Here is an 18,286-nt window from a genome sequence, read left to right on the forward strand (position 1 = left end):
CCATGTCGTCAGATCGTTATATCGACTTTGCCAACTCGGACATTGGCCGGCGCCTGGTGGGCGCGGTTGGATTGCCGGCGCCGGCGCGTCTGGAACGCTGGCAGGCCGGGCGCCTGCGCCCTGTCGAAGGCACGATGCTGGTCAGCGCCGGACCGCTGGCCGATCACGTCCGGCTGTTTGCTCAGCGCCTGACCGACTCGCTATACAGCTTTGGCAGCGATCAACCGGGCGCGACGGCGTGGGTTGCGGCACAAGGCCCAAAACTCAAAGCGGTTGTGTTCGACGCCAGCACCCTGCTGCACAGCGATCAACTCAACCACCTGCGCGAGTTTTTCCAGCCACTGCTCAAGAGCCTGGACCACAGCGCCCACGTGGTGATCCTCGGTCGAGCTCCGGCAACGCTCAGTGATCCGCTGGCCGCCAGCACACAACAGGCGGTGGAGGGCTTCAGTCGCTCCCTCGCCAAGGAAATGCGCGACGGCGGCACGGTGCAACTGCTGCATGTCGACGAAGGTGCCGAAGATCAATTGGAAGGTGCCCTGCGTTTTTTCCTGTCGCCCAAGAGCGCCTATATCTCTGGGCAGGTGATTCGTTTGAGCCATTGTCCGACGCAGGTGCAGGACTGGAGTCGCCCATTGTCCGGTCGTCGGGCGCTGATCACTGGTGCCGCACGGGGTATTGGCGCCGCGATTGCCGAAACCCTGGCCCGTGATGGCGCCGAGGTGGTGTTACTCGATGTGCCTCAGGTCAGCGCCGATCTCGACGCCTTGGCCGCGCGCCTCGGCGGGCAAAGTCTGGCCATCGACATCTGCGCCGAAAGCGCCGCATTGGAGTTGATCGAGGGCCTGCCCGAGGGCGTCGACATTGTTGTGCACAATGCTGGCATCACCCGCGACAAAACCCTGGTCAACATGAGTGCCGAGTTCTGGGATTCGGTGCTCGCGGTCAATCTCAACGCGCCGCAAGTGCTGACTAACTCCCTGCTCGAAAGCGGCACCCTGCGCGATAACGGTCGGGTGATTTTGCTGGCGTCCATCAGTGGCATCGCTGGCAATCGCGGGCAGACCAATTACGCTGCGAGCAAGGCTGGCTTGATCGGGTTGGCTCAGGCCTGGGCGCCGCTTCTGCAGGAACGAGGGATCAGCATCAATGCAGTGGCTCCCGGCTTTATCGAGACAAAAATGACCGCGGATATGCCGTTCGCCTACCGAGAAGCAGGGCGACGCATGAGTTCGTTGGGCCAGGGTGGCTTGCCGCAGGACGTGGCTGAGGCCGTGGCCTGGTTGAGTCAGCCCGGCACCGGCGCAGTCACCGGGCAAGTGTTGCGGGTGTGTGGCCAGAGCGTCATCGGCGCCTGATTTTTCGTGTTCGCTACTGAGGGACGAAGCATGACTTCCGCCTGGAATTATCTGAGTTCACCACCTGCGCTACCGGGCTTGTTCGTGCAGGCAGCATTGCGGCGCAAGGTGTCGGGCACCGAGCTACCTCACGAGGGCCTGCGCTGCTGGGTATCGGTGGATCGCCAGCAAGTGGAGGCCTATCGCAAGGTCTGCGGTTTTACCGATAGCAGCCTGATGCCGGCCACCTATCCCCACGTCCTGGCGTTTCCGTTACAGATGCAATTGATGACGGAAAAGAATTTCCCGTTCCCGTTGCTGGGCCTGATTCACCTGAATAACCGGATTAAAACCTTGCGTCCGCTGGGCGGCCTGGGCCAGGTGCAGGTCAGCGTGCATGTGGCCAACCTGCAACCCCATCACAAGGGCGCGACGTTCAGCCTGATTACGCATATCGAAGATGCCTTGGGGCCGTTGTGGGAGGAACACAGCACCATGCTCTGTCGCGGCGTGCAATTGGCGGGACAACCTGCCGGGGATTTCGAACCTGCGCCATTGCCGCTCACGGACGTGACGGGCTGGTCCGCGCCTTCGGACATCGGCCGGCAATACGCCAAGGTCTCCGGCGACTACAACCCGATTCACCTGAGCGCCGCCAGCGCCAGGATGTTTGGCTTCCCGCAGGCCATCGCCCACGGCCTGTGGCTCAAAGCGCGGACCCTCGCCGCCCTGGCCGATCACCTGCCGGCGTCCAACGTTGAAATCGAGGTGCAATTCCACAAACCACTGCGCCTGCCCGGCGAAGTGCTGCTCTGCGCCAGCGCCCCGGCATCCAGCGGACAATTGCGCCTGACCGGTGGCAATGATTTGCTGCACATGATCGGCAGTTGGCAGCCGGTAGACCGATGACCTGCCCGTCATGTAGGAGCGGGCTTGCCCGCGATAGCGGCTCGCCTGACACACAGCATCAAGCTGATCGCGGGCGAGCCCGCTCCTACAGTTCGCGTTCGCTCACTGCCACCCCTTGCTTCCCGCCCGCATCCCCTTGAAGCTATACGTCTTCAGGAGAGCCCCATGAACCTCGTAGAACTCACCCAACGCCTGCACCAGATTCGTGATCGCAACGACTGGCGGCAATTCCACAGCCCGAAAAACCTGGCCATGGCCGCCAGTGTGGAGATGGCTGAACTGGTGGAAATCTTCCAGTGGCTGAGCGAAGACCAGTCACGGCAGTTGCCGACAGACCAACTGGAACATGCCGGTCAGGAAGTCGGCGACATCGTCCTGTATTTATTGCTGATGTGCAGTGAACTGGGCCTGGACATGGAGCAGGTGGTGCGCAGCAAACTGGCCGACAGCGAACGGCGGTTCAGCCAATGAGCGACCGTCATTTCGATCACCTGGCGACGCGGTTCGCGGAAAAAATATACGGCGGCGCCAAAGGCGCGATTCGCTTGGCGGTCTTGCAGGCCGATCTGCTTGAAGTGCTGCCCGACCGGCCGCTCAAGGTGCTGGATATCGGTGCCGGGCTGGGCCACATGTCGTTATGGCTGGCGGAACAGGGGCATCAGGTCACCCTGGCAGAACCCGCCGAGCCGATGCTTGACGGCGCCCGCCAACGCTTTGCCGACGCTGGTCAACGTGCGACGTTTATTCAGGCGCCCTGGCAGGCGTTGCTCGGCCAACTCACCGAACAATACGATCTGGTGCTGTGTCACGCCGTGCTTGAATGGCTGGCCGAGCCCCATGCGATCCTGCCGGTGCTGCATCAATTGACCAAGCCCGACGGCTGGCTATCACTGGCATTTTATAACCGCGACGCGCTGATTTATCGCAACCTGCTCAAGGGTCACTTCCGCAAAATGCGCAAGAACGACATGGCCGGTGAAAAACAGAGCCTGACCCCGCAACAACCACTTGATCCGCGCGAATTGGCAGCGCAACTTGATGGTCTATGGCGAGTCGAAACTCAGAGTGGTGTCAGGGTTTTTCACGACTATATGCCGCCCGAATTCCAGGCCAAGGTGCAACTCGCGGATTTGCTGGAAATGGAGCTGGCCCATCGTCGTCACCCAAGCTTTGCCGGCCTGGGACGCTACCTGCACTGGATGTGTCGGCCCCTGTGAATCGTTTATCGCCAAAGAGGCTCACTGCGGAGATCATCATGAAACGCCTCGCAACACTGTTGCTCTGCCTGGGCGTCAGCGCCTGTCAGACGCCGAATCCGTATGTCGCCAGCTCCAACCCGCTGCCTGCGGCGCCGCCTCAGGCCGACAACCCCGTGGACATGAGCGCCTACCCTGCGCCGACCCTGGACTACGGGCACTATCGCAACTGGACCTGGGTCAACAACCAACTGCCCGCCGGTTCGCCATGGGCCAGCCCGGAACAATTGGCCGAAGCGGTCAGCAGTGGCCTGGACCAGCGTGGCTTGCGTCCCGTCATGGCCACGCAAATGGCTGATCTGGGCGTAACGGCAGACCTGCACATGGAAACCCGTCTGCGTCAGGTGCAAGAGGACGTCTACGCGGGCGGCGGTTACTACAATGGCTATCACCGGTACGGTTATGGCGGCTACTCCACAATCCCGGTGGTGCGCACATATCAAGTGCAAGTGCTGGTGGTACGCATCAGCCTGTTCGATAACCACAGCGGTCAACCGGTGTGGAACGCCAGCGCCGAAACGGCCGCTGGCGGTGATCAATCCGGTCGCGCGCAAGCATTGCGTCAGGCAATCGCCCACGCGTTGACCACTTACCCCCCTGCGTAACTGTTAACGGAGAACGATCATGTTCCGCCGTCTCGCTGTGCTGTCTTTCGCGGTGCTGCTCAGTGCTTGCGAAACCAACCAGGTCAGTCATGACTTCGACGCCTCGAGGGACTTCGGCGCCTACCGTAACTGGAGCTGGAAAGAACCTGCCCTGCAATATCGGCCGGACGATCCTCGGATTAAAAGCGACCTGACCGAACAAAGGATTCGACAGGCAGTGAGCGAGCAACTCGACCAGCGCGGGCTGCGCCAGGCCAGTGTGGGCAGCAAGGCGGACGTCTCGGTGCAAACCTACCTGATCGTCGAGGACCGCCAGCAGTTGATCAGCACCAATTATGGGGGCGGTGGCTGGGGTGGGCCATGGAACCGTGGTTATTGGGGCGGCGGCGCATTCAACGAAACCCGCAGCGTCGATTACAAGGTCGCCACGCTGCAAATTGACATGCTTGATGCCAAGGACGGAAAACTGATCTGGCGCGGCAGCACCGAACAGGTGATGAACACCCGCCAGGCCAACCCGGCAGATCGGGATGCGGAGATTCGGCAATCCGTGTTCAAAGTGCTGCAGCAGTATCCGCCGCATTAACGCGAACTCCTTGTAGGAGCGTAGGCCGATTGGCATGCGCACTCCCAAAGCCTTGACTACACTGGCCTGCACACGGGTGAGTAGCGACGGCTTTGCCGAAGGAGTGCTAGATGTCTCCCCTAATGGACTCTTGCGCCGACCGCGGTCGGCAGCGCGGTGCTATCGGCTTAATGGCGGCCTTGACCCTCGGTTTGGCGCTGATTTTCTTTCTGCTGGTGATCGACAGCGGCCGTCTGTACCTGGAGAAACGCAGCCTGCAACGGATCGCCGACACCGCCGCACTTGAAGCCGCCACCCTCCTCGGGCAATGCACACCCACCAACACCGCCTCCGTTTATGCCATCGCCGCCGCGACGCGCAACGGTTTTACCGTCACCGACAACAGCCGAACCCTGACCACCGATTGCGGCACCCTGACCACCGGGGCCGATAACCTGCGCGCGTTTAGTGTTAATGCCGGGCAAAACCAGGCGATTCGGGTGGTAGTGACCCATGCGGTTGCCCAGAGCATTGCCGGCGGCGTGGCGGGCTGGACGCCGTTGGGGTCGATGATTACGTTGAGTGCGACGGCTGTGGCGACGGTGGCGCCTCCACTGGCTATGTTGACGATCCGCAGTACCTTGCTGGCTGTCGACAGCACCAGTTCGCCGATTCTCAATGCATTGGTCGGCGGCATGCTCGGCGGCAGCCTTAACCTGGATGCCGTGGGCTGGAATGGTCTGATCAACACCAATATCAATTTATTGCAGTACTTGAACCAGTTGAAGCTGGATTTGGGCATTACGGCGGTGGGTTATACGCAGGTATTGGGCACCTCGGTTTCTATTGGCCAGTTAATTCAATCGGCCATTACGGTGTTAGGACCTTCGGGAACATTGAACGCAAACTTAAACCAAATCAAAGTTGCCGCCGGGACGACGAGCGTGGTGCTGGGTGATATTTTGCAGGTCAAGGGTGGGACTGAGACGGCTGCATTGAATGCCAGCGTACAGTTATTTCAGTTGATTGAGGGGTTTGCACAACTTTCCAATAAAAATAACGGCGTGGCAATCAACCAAAATATTAATCTGGGAGTGGCAAACGTCTCGACCATGGTCCTGGTCCTACAGCCGCCGCAAATTTCAGCCGTGGGCAATCCAGCCCTGGCGGCATTGAACCCACTGGGACCGGACAGGATCTACGTAAGAACCGCTCAAATTAGGGCGTTGATTTCTGTTAATCTGCCAGTTCTAGATGCACTTAGCCCGCTAATAACTAATTTAAATAATGGTATAAGCTCCCTGATAAGCCCCCTCAGCAACACTCTGAAAAGCCTTTTAGGACTCGATATCGTCGGCGCTCTTAGCTCAGCTACTTGTCTTCTCGGGGCAGGTTGCCAGACCCCTAGCGTAGTACTATTACCACCACCGGTGAAAATCGGCTTAAACATAGATGTCGCCAGTGGTTCCAGCTACGTAACTGCCTATAGTTGCCCCAGCCCTACAAACAAAAGCCTGACGACAAACACACTGACATCCCTATTGAATATCAACATTGGGAATATTGACCCCACCAGTGCATTCTCTACTAACAATGCGACCCCGCCCCCAACAACAGTTGTTGCCAAGCCATTGGAGTTACTCGATATAGGTGTGCAGACGTGTTACAGATTTCTAATTTTCCCTTCCAAGTGTGACCCACGGATTCCGAACGTTGGTGGGGGTATCGGCATCAGCTTTAACAGCCCGGTAGGACAATCCCAAGGTTCAGGAACTCCACACACCTACTTAACCTCGGACCCAACGCCGCTGCCCAACATCAACCAACAGCCTCCAGACTACTTCTCATTCACTAGCAACACCAACCTCGTAAGTAGCCTATACAACACAATTGCCGGCGTCCAAGTGCAGGCATATCAGCCATCCGTTACCAATCCAATGAGCACCATTCTTACGTTGGTAGCGGGCGCTCTTACGGGGGTGACCACGGCGCTTCAAGCAATCATCCAGAACGCGCTAAGCCCAATCCTCGACCCACTCATCAACACCCTACTCGCCAGCCTCGGCATCAACCTCAATCAAGTCGACGTGGGCGCCAACCTAAGCTGTAGCGCCGGCCGGGCCTCGCTGGTGATTTAATCGCCCTTGGCCAGCGGCAACATGATCCGGAACTGCGCACCCTCGCTGGCATTGGTCACGCTGAGGCTGCCGCCCATTTGTTCGATAATCCCGTAGCTCACCGACAAGCCCAACCCGGTGCCGACACCAATCGGTTTGGTGGTGAAAAACGGTTCGAAAATCTTCTCCAGTAATCGCGGGTCGATGCCGCCGCCGTTGTCTTCCACCAGCATCCACACCGACTCTTCATCGCGTTCGGTGGTGAGTGAGATCCAGGGTTCAAGTTCGCGGTTGTTTTCGCGTTTGGACAGTAGCGCATCGCGGGCGTTGACCATCAGGTTGATCAACACCTGTTCCAGTTGGTCCACGTGCCCACGCACGTGCACCGGCTGCTCCAGCACGGTCACGCGCAGGTCGACGCCTTTGCCTTTCATGCCTTCGGTCAACATGGCGACGGTGCCGTCCACCGCCTGTGCCGGGTCGAACAGTTGCTGTTCGATTTCCGAGCGGCGGCCAAACACGCGCATGTGGTCCACCACGCGTGCCGCCCGTTGCACTTGTGCGTCGATGCGGTTGAGTTTTTCGGTGAGGTAGACGATGTCCGCGTCGCCTCGACTTAGACGCTTAAGTACGTTGACCACCGCCATGCGCATCACGTTGAGCGGCTGGTTGATCTCGTGGGCCAGGCCGGTGGCCATTTCGCCGAGGGTGGCCATTTTTGCGCTTTGCGTGAGTTGCATCTGGGTGCGGCGGATGTCGGTGTTGTCGCGTCCTACTGCCTGGATCTCCAGTAACTGACCCTTGTCATCGAACACTCCACGATCTGCCCAGATCCACCAGGCGTGTTCGCGCCCTGGCAGTTCGAGGCAGATTTCCGCCGTGCTCACCGGCGACTCAGGCGTCAATAAGGCAATGCGCTGCACGAAGGCTTCGCGTTGTTCAGCGGACAACCATTCGCCGAGGTTCACCCCCGCCACTTCATCCGGCGCGCGCTCCAGGTAATTGGCCAGCGGTCGGTTGCCAAAGCTCAACACCAGGTCCGGTGAGTAGCGGCAGATCATCGCCGGCGAGTCTTCGACCAGAATCCGGTAACGCTCTTCGCTCTGTTTCACTTGCTCCGCCGCCAGGGTCGCGTCGGTGACGTCCAGCCACAGCCCGACAGCCTCCAGCGGAATGCCGAGATCATCGCGCAACAGCTTGGCTTCATCGAGCAGCCAGTGGTAGTCACCCCGTATGTCGCGCACCCGGTAGCGACTGCTGACGCTGCCTTCACGCAATAGCTCGCGCGTGCGGGCGAAGTAGATGTCGCGGTCTTGCGGGTGAATGTAATGGCCTAATTGGCCGTCTGCGCAATCGGCCAGGGTCAGGCCGAGCAAGGGCATGAGGCTGGCACTGAAGAAAGTTGGTTGCAGCGCGCCTTCAACATAACGTTGCACGTAAATCACTGCGGGAGAACTGGCGACCAGATTGTCGAGTCGCGCATGGGCTGCCGCTGCCTGGGTTTCCTGATTTTTGATATCGCTGACGTCGAGCATGAAGCCCAACACCCGACGCACCTGACCACTGATCACCAATTGTCCCTGGATACGCAGCCAGATCGGACCCTGCCGCGCATCGACGTGATGCATACGCACACAGAGCAACATCGGTGTGCCTTTGTCGTGCAGCTCTGTCAGACGGCTGGCCAGTTCCTCGCGGTCCACTGGATGAATCAGCGCCAGCCAATCCTGCAGCGGCATGCGCTCGGTAAGCTCGCCCAGTTGCAGACTGCGGGCCAGTTGCGGCGCCAACTGCACTTCCTCGCCGGGCAGCAGCTCCCACCAACCGGTGCCGAGCAGGTCTTGCAGTACATCGAGGCGTTCCAGTTGCCGCTGATGGTGGTCCTCAGCCATGCGGTGCAATAACGGCCCGGCCAGCGCAGCGCTCAGTTGCAGCCATTCGCGGGCGCTGAGGTCCGGCGCCTGCTGCTCGGCGCTGTAGAAACCGAACAGCAGCCAGGCGTTGACCTCAGCCTCTTCGCGATACGGCAGCAGGAAACCGTCGGCGTTGCCGAAAGCACTTTGCAGGCGCGGCAGTTCGCTGTGTGAGCTGAAGTCGATTTGATGGGGAATGGTGCCATCCAGCGTGTCCAGTTCGGCCCCCAGACGCTGCCCGTCTTGCCACAGTTGCGGGGCGGTATGCGCGCTGTAGTGGCTGTAGATTCGCCAGCCAAGACCATTGATTTCGGGCAGGACCAACGCCAGACACGGCACATGCCAACGCTGCCCGATCTCCTGCAGCTGTTCGCCCACCACCTGCGTCAGACGGGCGAAACTGCACGCGCGAATCTGCTCGGCCATGCGCCCGGCGCTCAGCAGGCATTGTTGTCGACACTGCGCGGCCAGGGTCTGACGCACCAGATCGCCAACGTCCAGCAATTGAAGACACCAACTTCCATCATGCGGCTGCACCCAGCCCCGAGTGTGCAACACCAGGCCACTGGCGCCCCTGAAATCCAGGTCCAGTGTTTGTCCGAGCCAGTTTGCCGGAACACCCTCCACCACCCACGCGCTGTCGGGCATCAAATACTCTGTGAGCTTGCGTCCCGGCGCAGGCAGCACGCCGACATCCGACAGGTGGTGAGTGCGTAGTGGAATCGGCGTCGCCAGCAACACGCGCAAGGCGCCGCTGAGTTGCAACACCTGACCTTCGGCATCGAGTTGCAGGTGCAGGCTGGCACTCGCCTGTTCTGCGCTATGAACGAGTTCGACCGGCTGCACCTCGGGGTGCCCCAGCAAGCGGCCCAGCAAGCCTTCTTTAAGGAACAAGTTGCAGACTCGCGGTGGCGATCAGATTGGCCGGCAGATTCGGAACGGTGCCCACGAACGGCAACACAATCAGCGGCATGACGTTGGTCAGTTTGCTCTGTGGATAGGTGATGGTGACCGTCAGCAGCTTGCCGTCAAACGTCGGCTGAATGCTGGAAGCATCGATCGCCAGGGCCGTCGGCATCCAGCTCAATTGACTGGCGACCGTCGCGCTGGCCTGGCTCTTGACCGTGGTGATGTAGTTGTTGGTTGCCGGATCAACCGCCACCGCACGGCGCACCGCTTCCGTTGCCGCCGTATTGAATGACTGCATCATCAGCAACGGCAGGCTATAACTCATCAGACCGTAGAGCACCGCAAAGAACACCACGAACACCAGCGCGAATTCGATGGCAGCGGCGCCCCGTTGTTTATCGGCGAATGTGGGGTGTTGGGGGGATGTGCGCGAGGCGTTTTGCATGTCGACGTCTACCCTGACAATGCGGCTTCAATTCAGCATAGGTTTGTTTCCACGGATCAGGACTTTTTTTACCTCATGCAGCTCATTTTATTGTTGGCCTGGCTCGTCGCGTGCGCCGAACAGGATGCTCGACAGCGGCAAATCTCCAACTGGCTAACCTTTGGCGCTTTTGCCGTGTTCTTGTTGTTTGTGCTGTTCAAGGGCCAAACCTGGCTCGGTTCGACGGCGGCCGAAGGTGGCTGGGCATTGCTGCTGGCACTGGCCTTCACCCTGCCCGGCTACGCGCTGGGCCGCCTCGGTGCCGGGGATGTAAAACTGCTGGCAGCCTTGGCTTTGGCCAGCGACAGCCTGCACTTGCTGGGGACTTTTGTCGGCGCCGGCGTGGCCAGCATCGCCTGGCTGCTGATACGCCAATACGCGTGGCCGCATATGAGTCAATGGCTTACCCAGCGCTATCGGCAATTAGGGCCCGAAACGTCAAATAAACAGCCTTTTGCCCCGTTCCTTTTGGTTGGATTCGTCCTCGTTACAAATTGGATCCACTAGTCGAAAAGCAATGATAGCGCTATGTACATAGTCGGAAAGTGCGACTACGTTTATGCCTGTGAACTCGAATGAGTGATAGGGTTGGGCTGCCATCAGTGCAGGGCTTTTTCAGGGTCTGGCGTGAAGCCAGAGAAAAAGTATCAAGGAAAATGCAAAGGCGTCCGGCCATCGGTCAGTAGTAGCTTGCAGGCATGGAGTAGCGCGTGAACAAGCATTCGGCTGTAAAAATACTTATCGTTGATGACCAACCGCTCATCGTGGATGAGCTCCATGAGTTCCTCGAAAGCAGCGGTTATCCCTGCGTTGCCTGTTATTCCAGCCGAGACGCTGTCGCGCGCTTTGTCGACGACATCGAAATCGGCCTGGTGATCTGCGACCTGGCGATGCCGGATCTGAACGGCATCCAACTGGTCGAAGAGCTGACGCGCATCGCCGGTAAAACCCGGGTCTTCGAATCCATCATGTTGACCGGCCAGGCCGAGAAGCAGGACGTGATCAAGGCGTTGCGCGCCGGGATCGCCGACTACTATCAGAAGCCGGTAAATCTGACTGAACTGCTCGAAGGCGTGCAGCGCCAGGAAATGGCCTTGCTCGAACGGCACAGGAGCCACCAACACCTGGGCCATCTGAACGAAAAACTGAAGTTTCTCGCAGCCTCCATCGACGACATCTACCAAGACCTGGACAAGGCCCGGCGGCAACCGCTGTTGGCGCCGGAAGTAGAGGTGGGCAACGATCTTGAGCAGGCGCTGGAAAAGGTCGAGATGCCGGCGATGTTCGATCAGCTGTCGCCACGACAACTGGACGTCGCGCGGTTGGTGGGCAAAGGCCAGACCAACTATCAGATCGCCTGTGAGCTGGGCATTACCGAGAACACGGTGAAGCTGTATGTGTCACAGGTGCTGCGCCTGACTCGCATGCACAACCGCACGCAACTGGCGTTGGCACTGTCGCCATCCACCGCGGCCATGAGACAGCGTGCTACTGCCCACTGATCGCTTCCCTGTGTAGGAGCGAACTTGTTCGCGAGGCGACGAGTCAGGTACACCGCATTAAGCCGCTCGCCAACAAGTTGGCTCCTACAGGGGGCGGTGTATCTGAAACACCGCATAATGTCTCTCGCCAACAAGTTGGCTCCTACGGAGCTTTGTGTTCAACCAACTACTGCCCACCACCCGGCACTTCCCCGCCTTTCTTCTGCTCATAAAAATCCGGAATGTCATGGGTATAGCTCTTCAGCCAGCGCTGAAAACTGAGGTCGCGCTCGGCCTGAGTCATGGTCTGCGGCACAGTCGAGGCGGCAGTGGCGCTTGGCTGCAACTGCAGCCAGAGTTCTGTCTCTTGTTGCTGTGCCGATGACGGCCCTTGATCAATGGCCCAGACGCTGGCTGACACACTCAACACGCAAAAACAGCCGAGGATTTTTCGCTTCATGCTGATCTCCCTGTTCACTTGACGGTCGGCGTATAGATCATCGCCGCGACCTGAGCAGGCGGTGTCGCGACCTTACTCACCGGCCCTTTGAGTTTCTCCGCGCGGGCCTGTGCGTCACTGACTTGCTCCGGCGTCAGGCCGAGCTTCGACACCAATTCCGCCGCCTGCTGCCAGTTATCCTGATAGATCAGCAGGGTCACCAGATTAGTCGCCGCCAGGGTGTCGCTTTGCTTCAATTCAATCGCAGTGAGGAACTCGAACCGCGCCTTGTCCAGCTTCAATTGGTTGAGGTAAACCACACCCAAATCATTGCGGACTTTTTCATCGGTAGGCGCCAGTTTTGCCGCGCTCACCAAATGCGCCAAGGCCTGGTTATTGTCGCCACGCGCCGCCGCGATTTGCCCCAGGCCATGCTCACCCTCGGCCGCCAGACAGGTCCCCAGCAAGCTGCGGTACAGAGGTTCGGCGTCGCTGCGCCCGAGTTGACGCAAGACCCTGGCCTTGCGCAGACGCACCTCTCCCAAGGTGTCTGGCAGGCCTTCCAGATTGGCCAGGCTGGCATGCAGACGGCCTTCGTCGGCCATGCTTTGCGCCTGACTCAGCACCAACTCCTGTTCAGAGCTCGCTTTGCTGCAGCTCGATCCCGCGACCGGAAACGGCATCCACGGTGCACTGCCGTCGGTGGCGCAACCACTGAGCAACAGCACACCAAACATCACGATGATTGCTCTCATTCGACACTCCTCATTTAGCACCCAGCGCGCGGCTGATCGCGGTAAAACCCGGTCCGGCCAACACGATCAGCAAGGCGGGAAACAGAAAAACCATCATCACCACCGACATCTTCGCCGAGAGCTTGGAGATGTACTCCTGCAGTCGGGTCAAACGCCGGTCGTCGAGCAGTTGCTTGAGCGTCAGCAGCGACTTCATCGCCCCGCCGCCCTGATGGATCAGTTGATTGAGGATCACGCAGGTGTCATTGAACTCGTCCACCGCCAGCAAGGTGGCGGTCTTGCTCAGCTCTTCGCCCAGCTCCAGACCCGAGTCGACCCGCACCAGAATCAGCCGCAGCTCTGTGGACAGAATCGGCAATAGCTGCTGGCCTTCAGCACTGAGCACGCGCAAGGCCTGCTCTACCGCCATGCCCGATTCGAAGAGGATTCGCAGCAATGGAATGAAAGTCGACACCTCGATAGCCAGCTGTTTTTGACGACGCGTACCGGCGATCGCCAACACTCTTTTGGGCAGCAAATAGCCGATGCCCAAGGCAAACAACGGGGCGATCATCGGGTACTGCAACGGCTGATAAAACAGCTGCTGAACCAACACCGTCAGCCCCAATAACAGTAAAGGCACGCCGATCTGAAACGCCGCGTACAACGAACGCTGACTGGCGCGACGCCAGCCCACGCGGTTGAGCAACAGCTGGCTTTCGCTGTCCAGGCTGACCGCACGTTGCCCGACTTTGCTGTCACCCAACACGCGCAGCCAGCTGCCGAACCGATTGTCGCGCACCATCTGCCCGCGCAAGCGTTGCGCCACCTGGCGCTCACTGCGTCGTTGCGCCGCCAGGTGATTGATCAGCAGTAAAGCAGCCGCCGCGAACAACAACGCACTGATCAGCAGGGCCATTTCAAATACTCCGCAACATGCGCCACAGCGCGACACAACCCAGCACCTGCATGGTGAACGCCAGCAGCAACATGTGTTGCCCGCTGCTGTCGCTCCACATGTTCATCAAGTACTTGGGGTTAACGGTCATGAAGTAGCCGACCATGGCCACTGGCAACGACGCCAGCACTACAGCAGTCATTCGGGTTTCGCCGGTCATGGCGTGCAATTGCCGGCTGATCTGCTCCCTCTCGCGGATCAGCTTGATCAGGTTTTCCAGCAGCTCGCTGGCATTGCCGCCGTAACGATGGTTGACCCGCAAGCCGAGCGCAAACAGGCGAAATTCTTCTTTTTCATAGAGCTCGGCAAAGTCCTGCGCCGCGTCCGGCAAGCTGACCCCCAACTGCACGTTGCGCTGAATCCGGCCCATGGCATTTTTCAATGGATAATCTGCCGCCTCGATACCCAACAGCACCGCGTCGGCCAGGGTGCGGCCCGACTTCAGGCTGCGCACGGCGTGGTCGAGCAGCGGCGGCAGTTGCTCGATCATGCGCCGCACGCGCCGTTGGTAGCGCCAGGTGATATACACACGCAGGAGCAAGGGTGGGATCACCAACGCCAGCAACAGACCCTGCCAGCCACCGGCCAGAAATCCGATCAACATCGACACGCCCCACACCATCAGCGACAGGCCCAGACGATCCGTCGGACGCCCGAGCCCGGCGCGTAAGAACGCCCGTTCCATGCGCGCCCATCCCGGCTTGTCGATGTGCAGTTGAGGTTGCCCATGGGCCAGCCGCACGAGGACTTTTTCCGCCGCGCTTTTGCGCACGCCGCGATAAAACAGCGACAGCGATGCCATGAGCAACATCACAAACATCAGCCCAAGCAACAGCGGTCCGGCCATCTCCCACACTCCCTGTTGAGCGAATTTGCCCCAACTAATAATCGCGCCGAAGTTTGTCCCCGGCCGGGTGTACCGCTTCGCGCAAAAAGCCGGCGCCGGTGCGCCGATCCAGACGGAACAGGGTGTTGGTCACGTACACGTCATCGCGCACGCCGACAACCTCCACCACTTCACTGACACAGCGGCGGCCATCGGGCATCCGCGTCAGTTGAATCACCACGTCCAGCGCAGCACAAATCATCTGCCGCAGGGTTTTCTCCGCGACTTGACGCCCGGTCAGGCCCACCAGGGTTTCCAGACGCAGCAACGCATCCTGCGCATTGTTGGCGTGCACGGTGCTCATGGAACCGTCGTGGCCGGTGTTCATCGCCGTGAGCACGTCGAGCACTTCGACGCCGCGAATCTCGCCAAGAATGATGCGGTCCGGGCGCATCCGCAGGGCGTTGCGGATCAGGTCGCTGGAGCGGACTTCGCCATGCCCTTCGGCATTCGGTGGCCGGGTTTCCAGGCGCACCACATGCGGGTGGCTCAATTGCAGTTCGGCCACGTCTTCGATGGTCACCAGGCGTTCGTGGGGGGTGATCAATTGACTCAGGACGTTGAGCAAGGTGGTCTTGCCGGTGCCGGTGCCGCCGCTGACGAGGATGTTGCAGCGCTTGCCAACCGCATGCTCGAAGAACTCGAAAATCGACTGATCGATGGTCTGCATGGCGACCAGATCGGAGCTCTTGAGCATGTCTTTGCGAAACTTACGAATCGACAGGCATGGCCCGTCCAGCGCAATCGGCGGGATGATTGCGTTGACCCGGCTGCCGTCGGGCATGCGCGCATCGACCATCGGCGACGACTCGTCCAACCGTCGGCCCATCGGCGCCAGGATACGCTGCATCACCCGCTCGACGTGATGTGAATCGATAAAACGCAGGTCGGTGTGATGCAGCACGCCGTCGCGTTCGATGAACACTTTGTGCGGACCATTGACCAGAATCTCGGTCACCGACGGATCGCGCAGCAGCACTTCCAGCGGGCCGAAACCGGTCAGCTCATCCACCAGTTCCTCCGCCAGCCGCTCCATCTCGTAACGGGAAATCGCCAGGTGCAGACGGCCGATGTACTCACCGACCTTATCGGTGACGAATTGCGCCAACGCCGGCCGCGAGCCTTCCAGCAGGTTTTTCCCGGTTTCTTCGATGGCGTCGATGATGTATCGATGCAGCACCAGTTTCAGGCCTTGGGCATCGAGGCCGTTGCCCGCTGCACGCGGGGCAACGCCGAACAGTTTTTCTCCGCTCATTTATGCCCCCACAAACGATTGAGCCAGCCTTCATGGGGCTTTTCCGCACCTTCTGAGCGCTTGGCCAGCCGCTCACCCAACGAGCGCAAGCCCACACTCAGTGGCTCGCGGGGCGATAGCTGGAACAGTGTCACCCCCTGATTTTTCGCGTTCAGTCGCACCTCAGGACTGAACGGCAACACCGCCAACACCGGCAGGCCGAAGGTCTTGCCCAAATCTTCAGAACTGGGCGCGACCGCGCGAAGATAGCGGTCGACCAACAAGCCCGCGTGTTGCAACTTCATCCCCTTGTCGCGCCACAGGCTGAGGATCGCCAGATTGCGTCGGCAGTCGAGCACGTTCTGATCGGTGTACCACAACAGCTGATCGCAATGACTGACAAAGGTCCGCAACGCTTCGCTGTCTGGCTGGCCGACGAGGTTAACCACCACATGCTGAAAATGTTGGCGCAGCGCACTGAGTAGCATGTACAGCTCGGCGGCACTGGTGTGCTCCAGCAAGTCATCGCCATCTGCATACGCGAGTATCCGCAGCCCGGACGCCTCAGTGGTGAAGGCGCTGTCGATCAAGGTTGAATCCAGTCGGCGCAGGTGGCGCACGGCATCCCCAAAGTTGAACGACGCTTCCAGCCCCAGCATTGACAGACTGTCGCCACGCGGCAGGCCCAAATCGAGTAATAAGGTGCGCTGCGCGGACTGCTGCACCACCAACGCCAAATGAGTGGCGAGCATCGCCCCGTCGGCGTTGGCTTGCGCGCCATACAGCACGGTCAGCCCGCCCATGTTCGGGTTCGGCGCCACTGGCGGCAGACGCTTGCCCAGCCGTCGGACCAACCCCGCGACTTCACTGGAACGTGAACCATAGGCTACAAAATCCCGCGCCCCGGCGCGCATGGCGTTGAGTACCAGCTGATTGTCCATGCCGTCCCCGAGGGCGACGATCGCCAGCATCGGCTTGGCCTCCAGCGCACCTTCGATCAACGCGCTTTGCGCGACCAGATGCTCGCGATCCAGGCCGACGAACACCAGGCTGGCGAAGGTCACGTCCACCAATGCCAACAGCTCGTCGAGGCTGCCGGCACCGGCGCTGACCACTTGCCCCATCGGTGCCAGCGCGCCCTGCAGCCACTCGAGATCGGTGCTGGTCCGGGTGATGGCGAGAAAAGTTTGACTCAGGTTTTGGCTCATTTCGATAACCCGCTCCGGCGCTCGTAATCGCCGGTTTCGAATAGGTACATTTGCAGGAAATTCGGATCGTAGTTGCGCAGCTTTTCCCCCGGCAGCGCGGGCAACGGTGCGTTCGCTGCCAGCGGTTGCACCAGGTGCGGGGTCACGATCATCAGCAGCTCGCGTTCTTCGCGGTTCAACTGCGAGCCGCGAAAGAATGCACCCAGGATGGGGATATCGCCCAGACCGGGAAACTTGTTGGTCGAGGCCGTGTTGTGGCTGCTGATCAAGCCGCTAAGCACAAAACTTTCGCCGTCCGCCAGCGAGACACTGGTATCGGTGCGGCGAATGGTCAGGGCAGGAACCGTCGTACCCTGGATGGTCACACCATTGGTGTAATCCAGCTCACTGACCTCAGGCGCGACTTTCAGGGCGATACGATTGCGCCCGATCACGGTGGGGGTCAAGGTCAGGCGCACACCAAATTCCTTGTACTCGATGGAGATGCCGTTGCTCTGCCCATTCGGCACTGGAATCGGAATTTCGCCACCGGCCAGAAAGCTTGCGCTCTGCCCGCTCAGCGCCACCAGGCTCGGTCGGGCCAGCGTATAAGCAAAACCGGTGCTCTCCAGCGCGTTGAGCATGCCGAGAATGTTGCTGTTACCCAGCACCAGATTGAACGTGCCGTTATTCAGCGGGATCTGCGGCAAAATATTGATGCCACCAGGCGAGACACTCGCCCCAGGCACCGAGCCCGGCGAGCCAAACAAGTAATGGTTGCCTTTGCCATATAACGAGGTAGTGGCCTCTTTCAGTTTGGTCCGGCTGACTTCGACAAAGCGGATATCGGTCTGCACCTGACTCGGCAACGACGGATCTTCCGACGGCGCGACTACCGTGTTGGTCAACGCGGCAGTGGCCTGACCTTGCACGAACACCATGCTTTGCCGAGGCGATGCAGAGCAGGCGGTCCAGACCATCAAGCTGGTGGCGCCCGGAGCAATACCGGTCAGCAGGAAACCCTGATCACCGTTCACATGCACGTCAGCGATTTTCGCGTCACCCACCGCCAATCGGGTGATGGCCACGGGCGAGGCCATGTTCTGCTGCAAACCCTGCCCGACTTCGATCACGCCGGGCAATGCGGTCAACGCCGAACAACTGGCAGGCGCTGCTGAAGCATGACTGACGACCACTCCCGTCAGGATCAAAGCCGAAACGACGCGCGTTACAACCGGCATGAAACTGCTACTCATGACATGCAATCCTTGC

At 59.9% G+C, this 18,286-nt stretch carries 18 protein-coding genes; 9 read left to right on the top strand and 9 right to left on the bottom strand.

Features of this window, described 5'->3' with window-relative positions:
• The first annotated feature begins 2 nt into the window (after positions 1-2).
• The 7 genes from ACF0H7_RS28145 (at position 3) to ACF0H7_RS28175 (ending at position 6,810) form a co-directional block, all read left to right on the top strand.
• Positions 3-1,358 (top strand): 3-oxoacyl-ACP reductase, encoded by a 1,356-nt coding sequence (locus tag ACF0H7_RS28145; RefSeq protein ID WP_397450073.1) that lies wholly within the window; start codon positions 3-5, stop codon positions 1,356-1,358.
• Between the two features lie 30 nt (positions 1,359-1,388).
• Entirely contained in the window at positions 1,389-2,246 is an 858-nt protein-coding gene (locus tag ACF0H7_RS28150) for a MaoC family dehydratase (RefSeq protein ID WP_397450074.1), read from the top strand.
• A gap of 165 nt (positions 2,247-2,411) precedes the next feature.
• Positions 2,412-2,717, top strand: coding sequence for a nucleotide pyrophosphohydrolase (locus ACF0H7_RS28155; protein WP_397450075.1), 306 nt, complete (start codon positions 2,412-2,414; stop codon positions 2,715-2,717).
• Positions 2,714-3,463 (top strand): methyltransferase domain-containing protein, encoded by a 750-nt coding sequence (locus ACF0H7_RS28160; RefSeq protein ID WP_397450076.1) that lies wholly within the window; start codon positions 2,714-2,716, stop codon positions 3,461-3,463. Before ACF0H7_RS28155 ends, ACF0H7_RS28160 begins: the two co-directional genes overlap by 4 nt.
• A 35-nt stretch (positions 3,464-3,498) precedes the next feature.
• Positions 3,499-4,107 carry a DUF4136 domain-containing protein gene (locus ACF0H7_RS28165; protein ID WP_397454046.1) on the top strand — a complete coding sequence of 203 codons (609 nt, stop codon included), beginning with the start codon at positions 3,499-3,501 and terminating at the stop codon, positions 4,105-4,107.
• 19 nt (positions 4,108-4,126) lie between these two features.
• Complete coding sequence (locus ACF0H7_RS28170; RefSeq protein WP_397450077.1) at positions 4,127-4,693, top strand: DUF4136 domain-containing protein; 567 nt, start codon at positions 4,127-4,129, stop codon at positions 4,691-4,693.
• A 110-nt stretch (positions 4,694-4,803) separates the two neighbouring features.
• On the top strand, positions 4,804-6,810 hold the full coding sequence (locus ACF0H7_RS28175) for a pilus assembly protein TadG-related protein (RefSeq protein ID WP_397450078.1): 2,007 nt from the start codon (positions 4,804-4,806) through the stop codon (positions 6,808-6,810).
• Here the strand turns inward: ACF0H7_RS28175 and ACF0H7_RS28180 are convergent.
• The gene (locus ACF0H7_RS28180; protein WP_397450079.1) at positions 6,807-9,596 is read right to left on the bottom strand and encodes an ATP-binding protein; all 2,790 of its coding nucleotides are present in this window, start codon (positions 9,594-9,596) and stop codon (positions 6,807-6,809) included. The genes ACF0H7_RS28175 and ACF0H7_RS28180 overlap by 4 nt on opposite strands.
• Positions 9,586-10,056: a TadE/TadG family type IV pilus assembly protein gene (locus ACF0H7_RS28185; protein ID WP_397450080.1), complete on the bottom strand. Its 471-nt coding sequence runs from the start codon at positions 10,054-10,056 to the stop codon at positions 9,586-9,588. The genes ACF0H7_RS28180 and ACF0H7_RS28185 overlap by 11 nt, the downstream gene beginning before the upstream one ends.
• A gap of 75 nt (positions 10,057-10,131) precedes the next feature.
• Here ACF0H7_RS28185 and ACF0H7_RS28190 point away from each other — a divergent pair, with 75 nt between their 5' ends.
• Positions 10,132-10,602 carry a prepilin peptidase gene (locus ACF0H7_RS28190; RefSeq protein WP_397454047.1) on the top strand — a complete coding sequence of 157 codons (471 nt, stop codon included), beginning with the start codon at positions 10,132-10,134 and terminating at the stop codon, positions 10,600-10,602.
• A gap of 203 nt (positions 10,603-10,805) precedes the next feature.
• Entirely contained in the window at positions 10,806-11,597 is a 792-nt protein-coding gene (locus ACF0H7_RS28195; RefSeq protein WP_397450081.1) for a response regulator transcription factor, read from the top strand.
• Positions 11,598-11,763: 166 nt separating this feature from the next.
• On the opposite strand, the gene ACF0H7_RS28200 is transcribed toward ACF0H7_RS28195, so the two are convergent.
• From ACF0H7_RS28200 to ACF0H7_RS28230, 7 genes are read right to left on the bottom strand one after another with little or no spacing between them, the layout of a single operon-like run.
• Positions 11,764-12,036, bottom strand: coding sequence for a DUF3613 domain-containing protein (locus ACF0H7_RS28200; protein WP_397450082.1), 273 nt, complete (start codon positions 12,034-12,036; stop codon positions 11,764-11,766).
• A 14-nt stretch (positions 12,037-12,050) separates the two neighbouring features.
• Positions 12,051-12,770 (bottom strand): hypothetical protein, encoded by a 720-nt coding sequence (locus tag ACF0H7_RS28205; RefSeq protein ID WP_397450083.1) that lies wholly within the window; start codon positions 12,768-12,770, stop codon positions 12,051-12,053.
• A gap of 10 nt (positions 12,771-12,780) precedes the next feature.
• Positions 12,781-13,668, bottom strand: coding sequence for a type II secretion system F family protein (locus ACF0H7_RS28210; RefSeq protein ID WP_397450084.1), 888 nt, complete (start codon positions 13,666-13,668; stop codon positions 12,781-12,783).
• A gap of 1 nt (position 13,669) precedes the next feature.
• Positions 13,670-14,554, bottom strand: a complete 885-nt coding sequence (locus ACF0H7_RS28215; RefSeq protein ID WP_397450085.1) for a type II secretion system F family protein — start codon at positions 14,552-14,554, stop codon at positions 13,670-13,672.
• A 34-nt stretch (positions 14,555-14,588) separates the two neighbouring features.
• Positions 14,589-15,848, bottom strand: coding sequence for a CpaF family protein (locus ACF0H7_RS28220; protein ID WP_397450086.1), 1,260 nt, complete (start codon positions 15,846-15,848; stop codon positions 14,589-14,591).
• Entirely contained in the window at positions 15,845-17,035 is a 1,191-nt protein-coding gene (locus ACF0H7_RS28225) for a CpaE family protein (RefSeq protein ID WP_397450087.1), read from the bottom strand. The genes ACF0H7_RS28220 and ACF0H7_RS28225 overlap by 4 nt, the downstream gene beginning before the upstream one ends.
• Positions 17,032-18,270, bottom strand: a complete 1,239-nt coding sequence (locus ACF0H7_RS28230; protein ID WP_397450088.1) for a type II and III secretion system protein family protein — start codon at positions 18,268-18,270, stop codon at positions 17,032-17,034. The genes ACF0H7_RS28225 and ACF0H7_RS28230 overlap by 4 nt, the downstream gene beginning before the upstream one ends.
• Between the last annotated feature and the right edge of the window lie 16 nt (positions 18,271-18,286).

Origin of the sequence: Pseudomonas sp. NA-150 (assembly GCF_044336365.1) — a bacterium.
In the GTDB taxonomy this organism is placed as follows: domain Bacteria; phylum Pseudomonadota; class Gammaproteobacteria; order Pseudomonadales; family Pseudomonadaceae; genus Aquipseudomonas.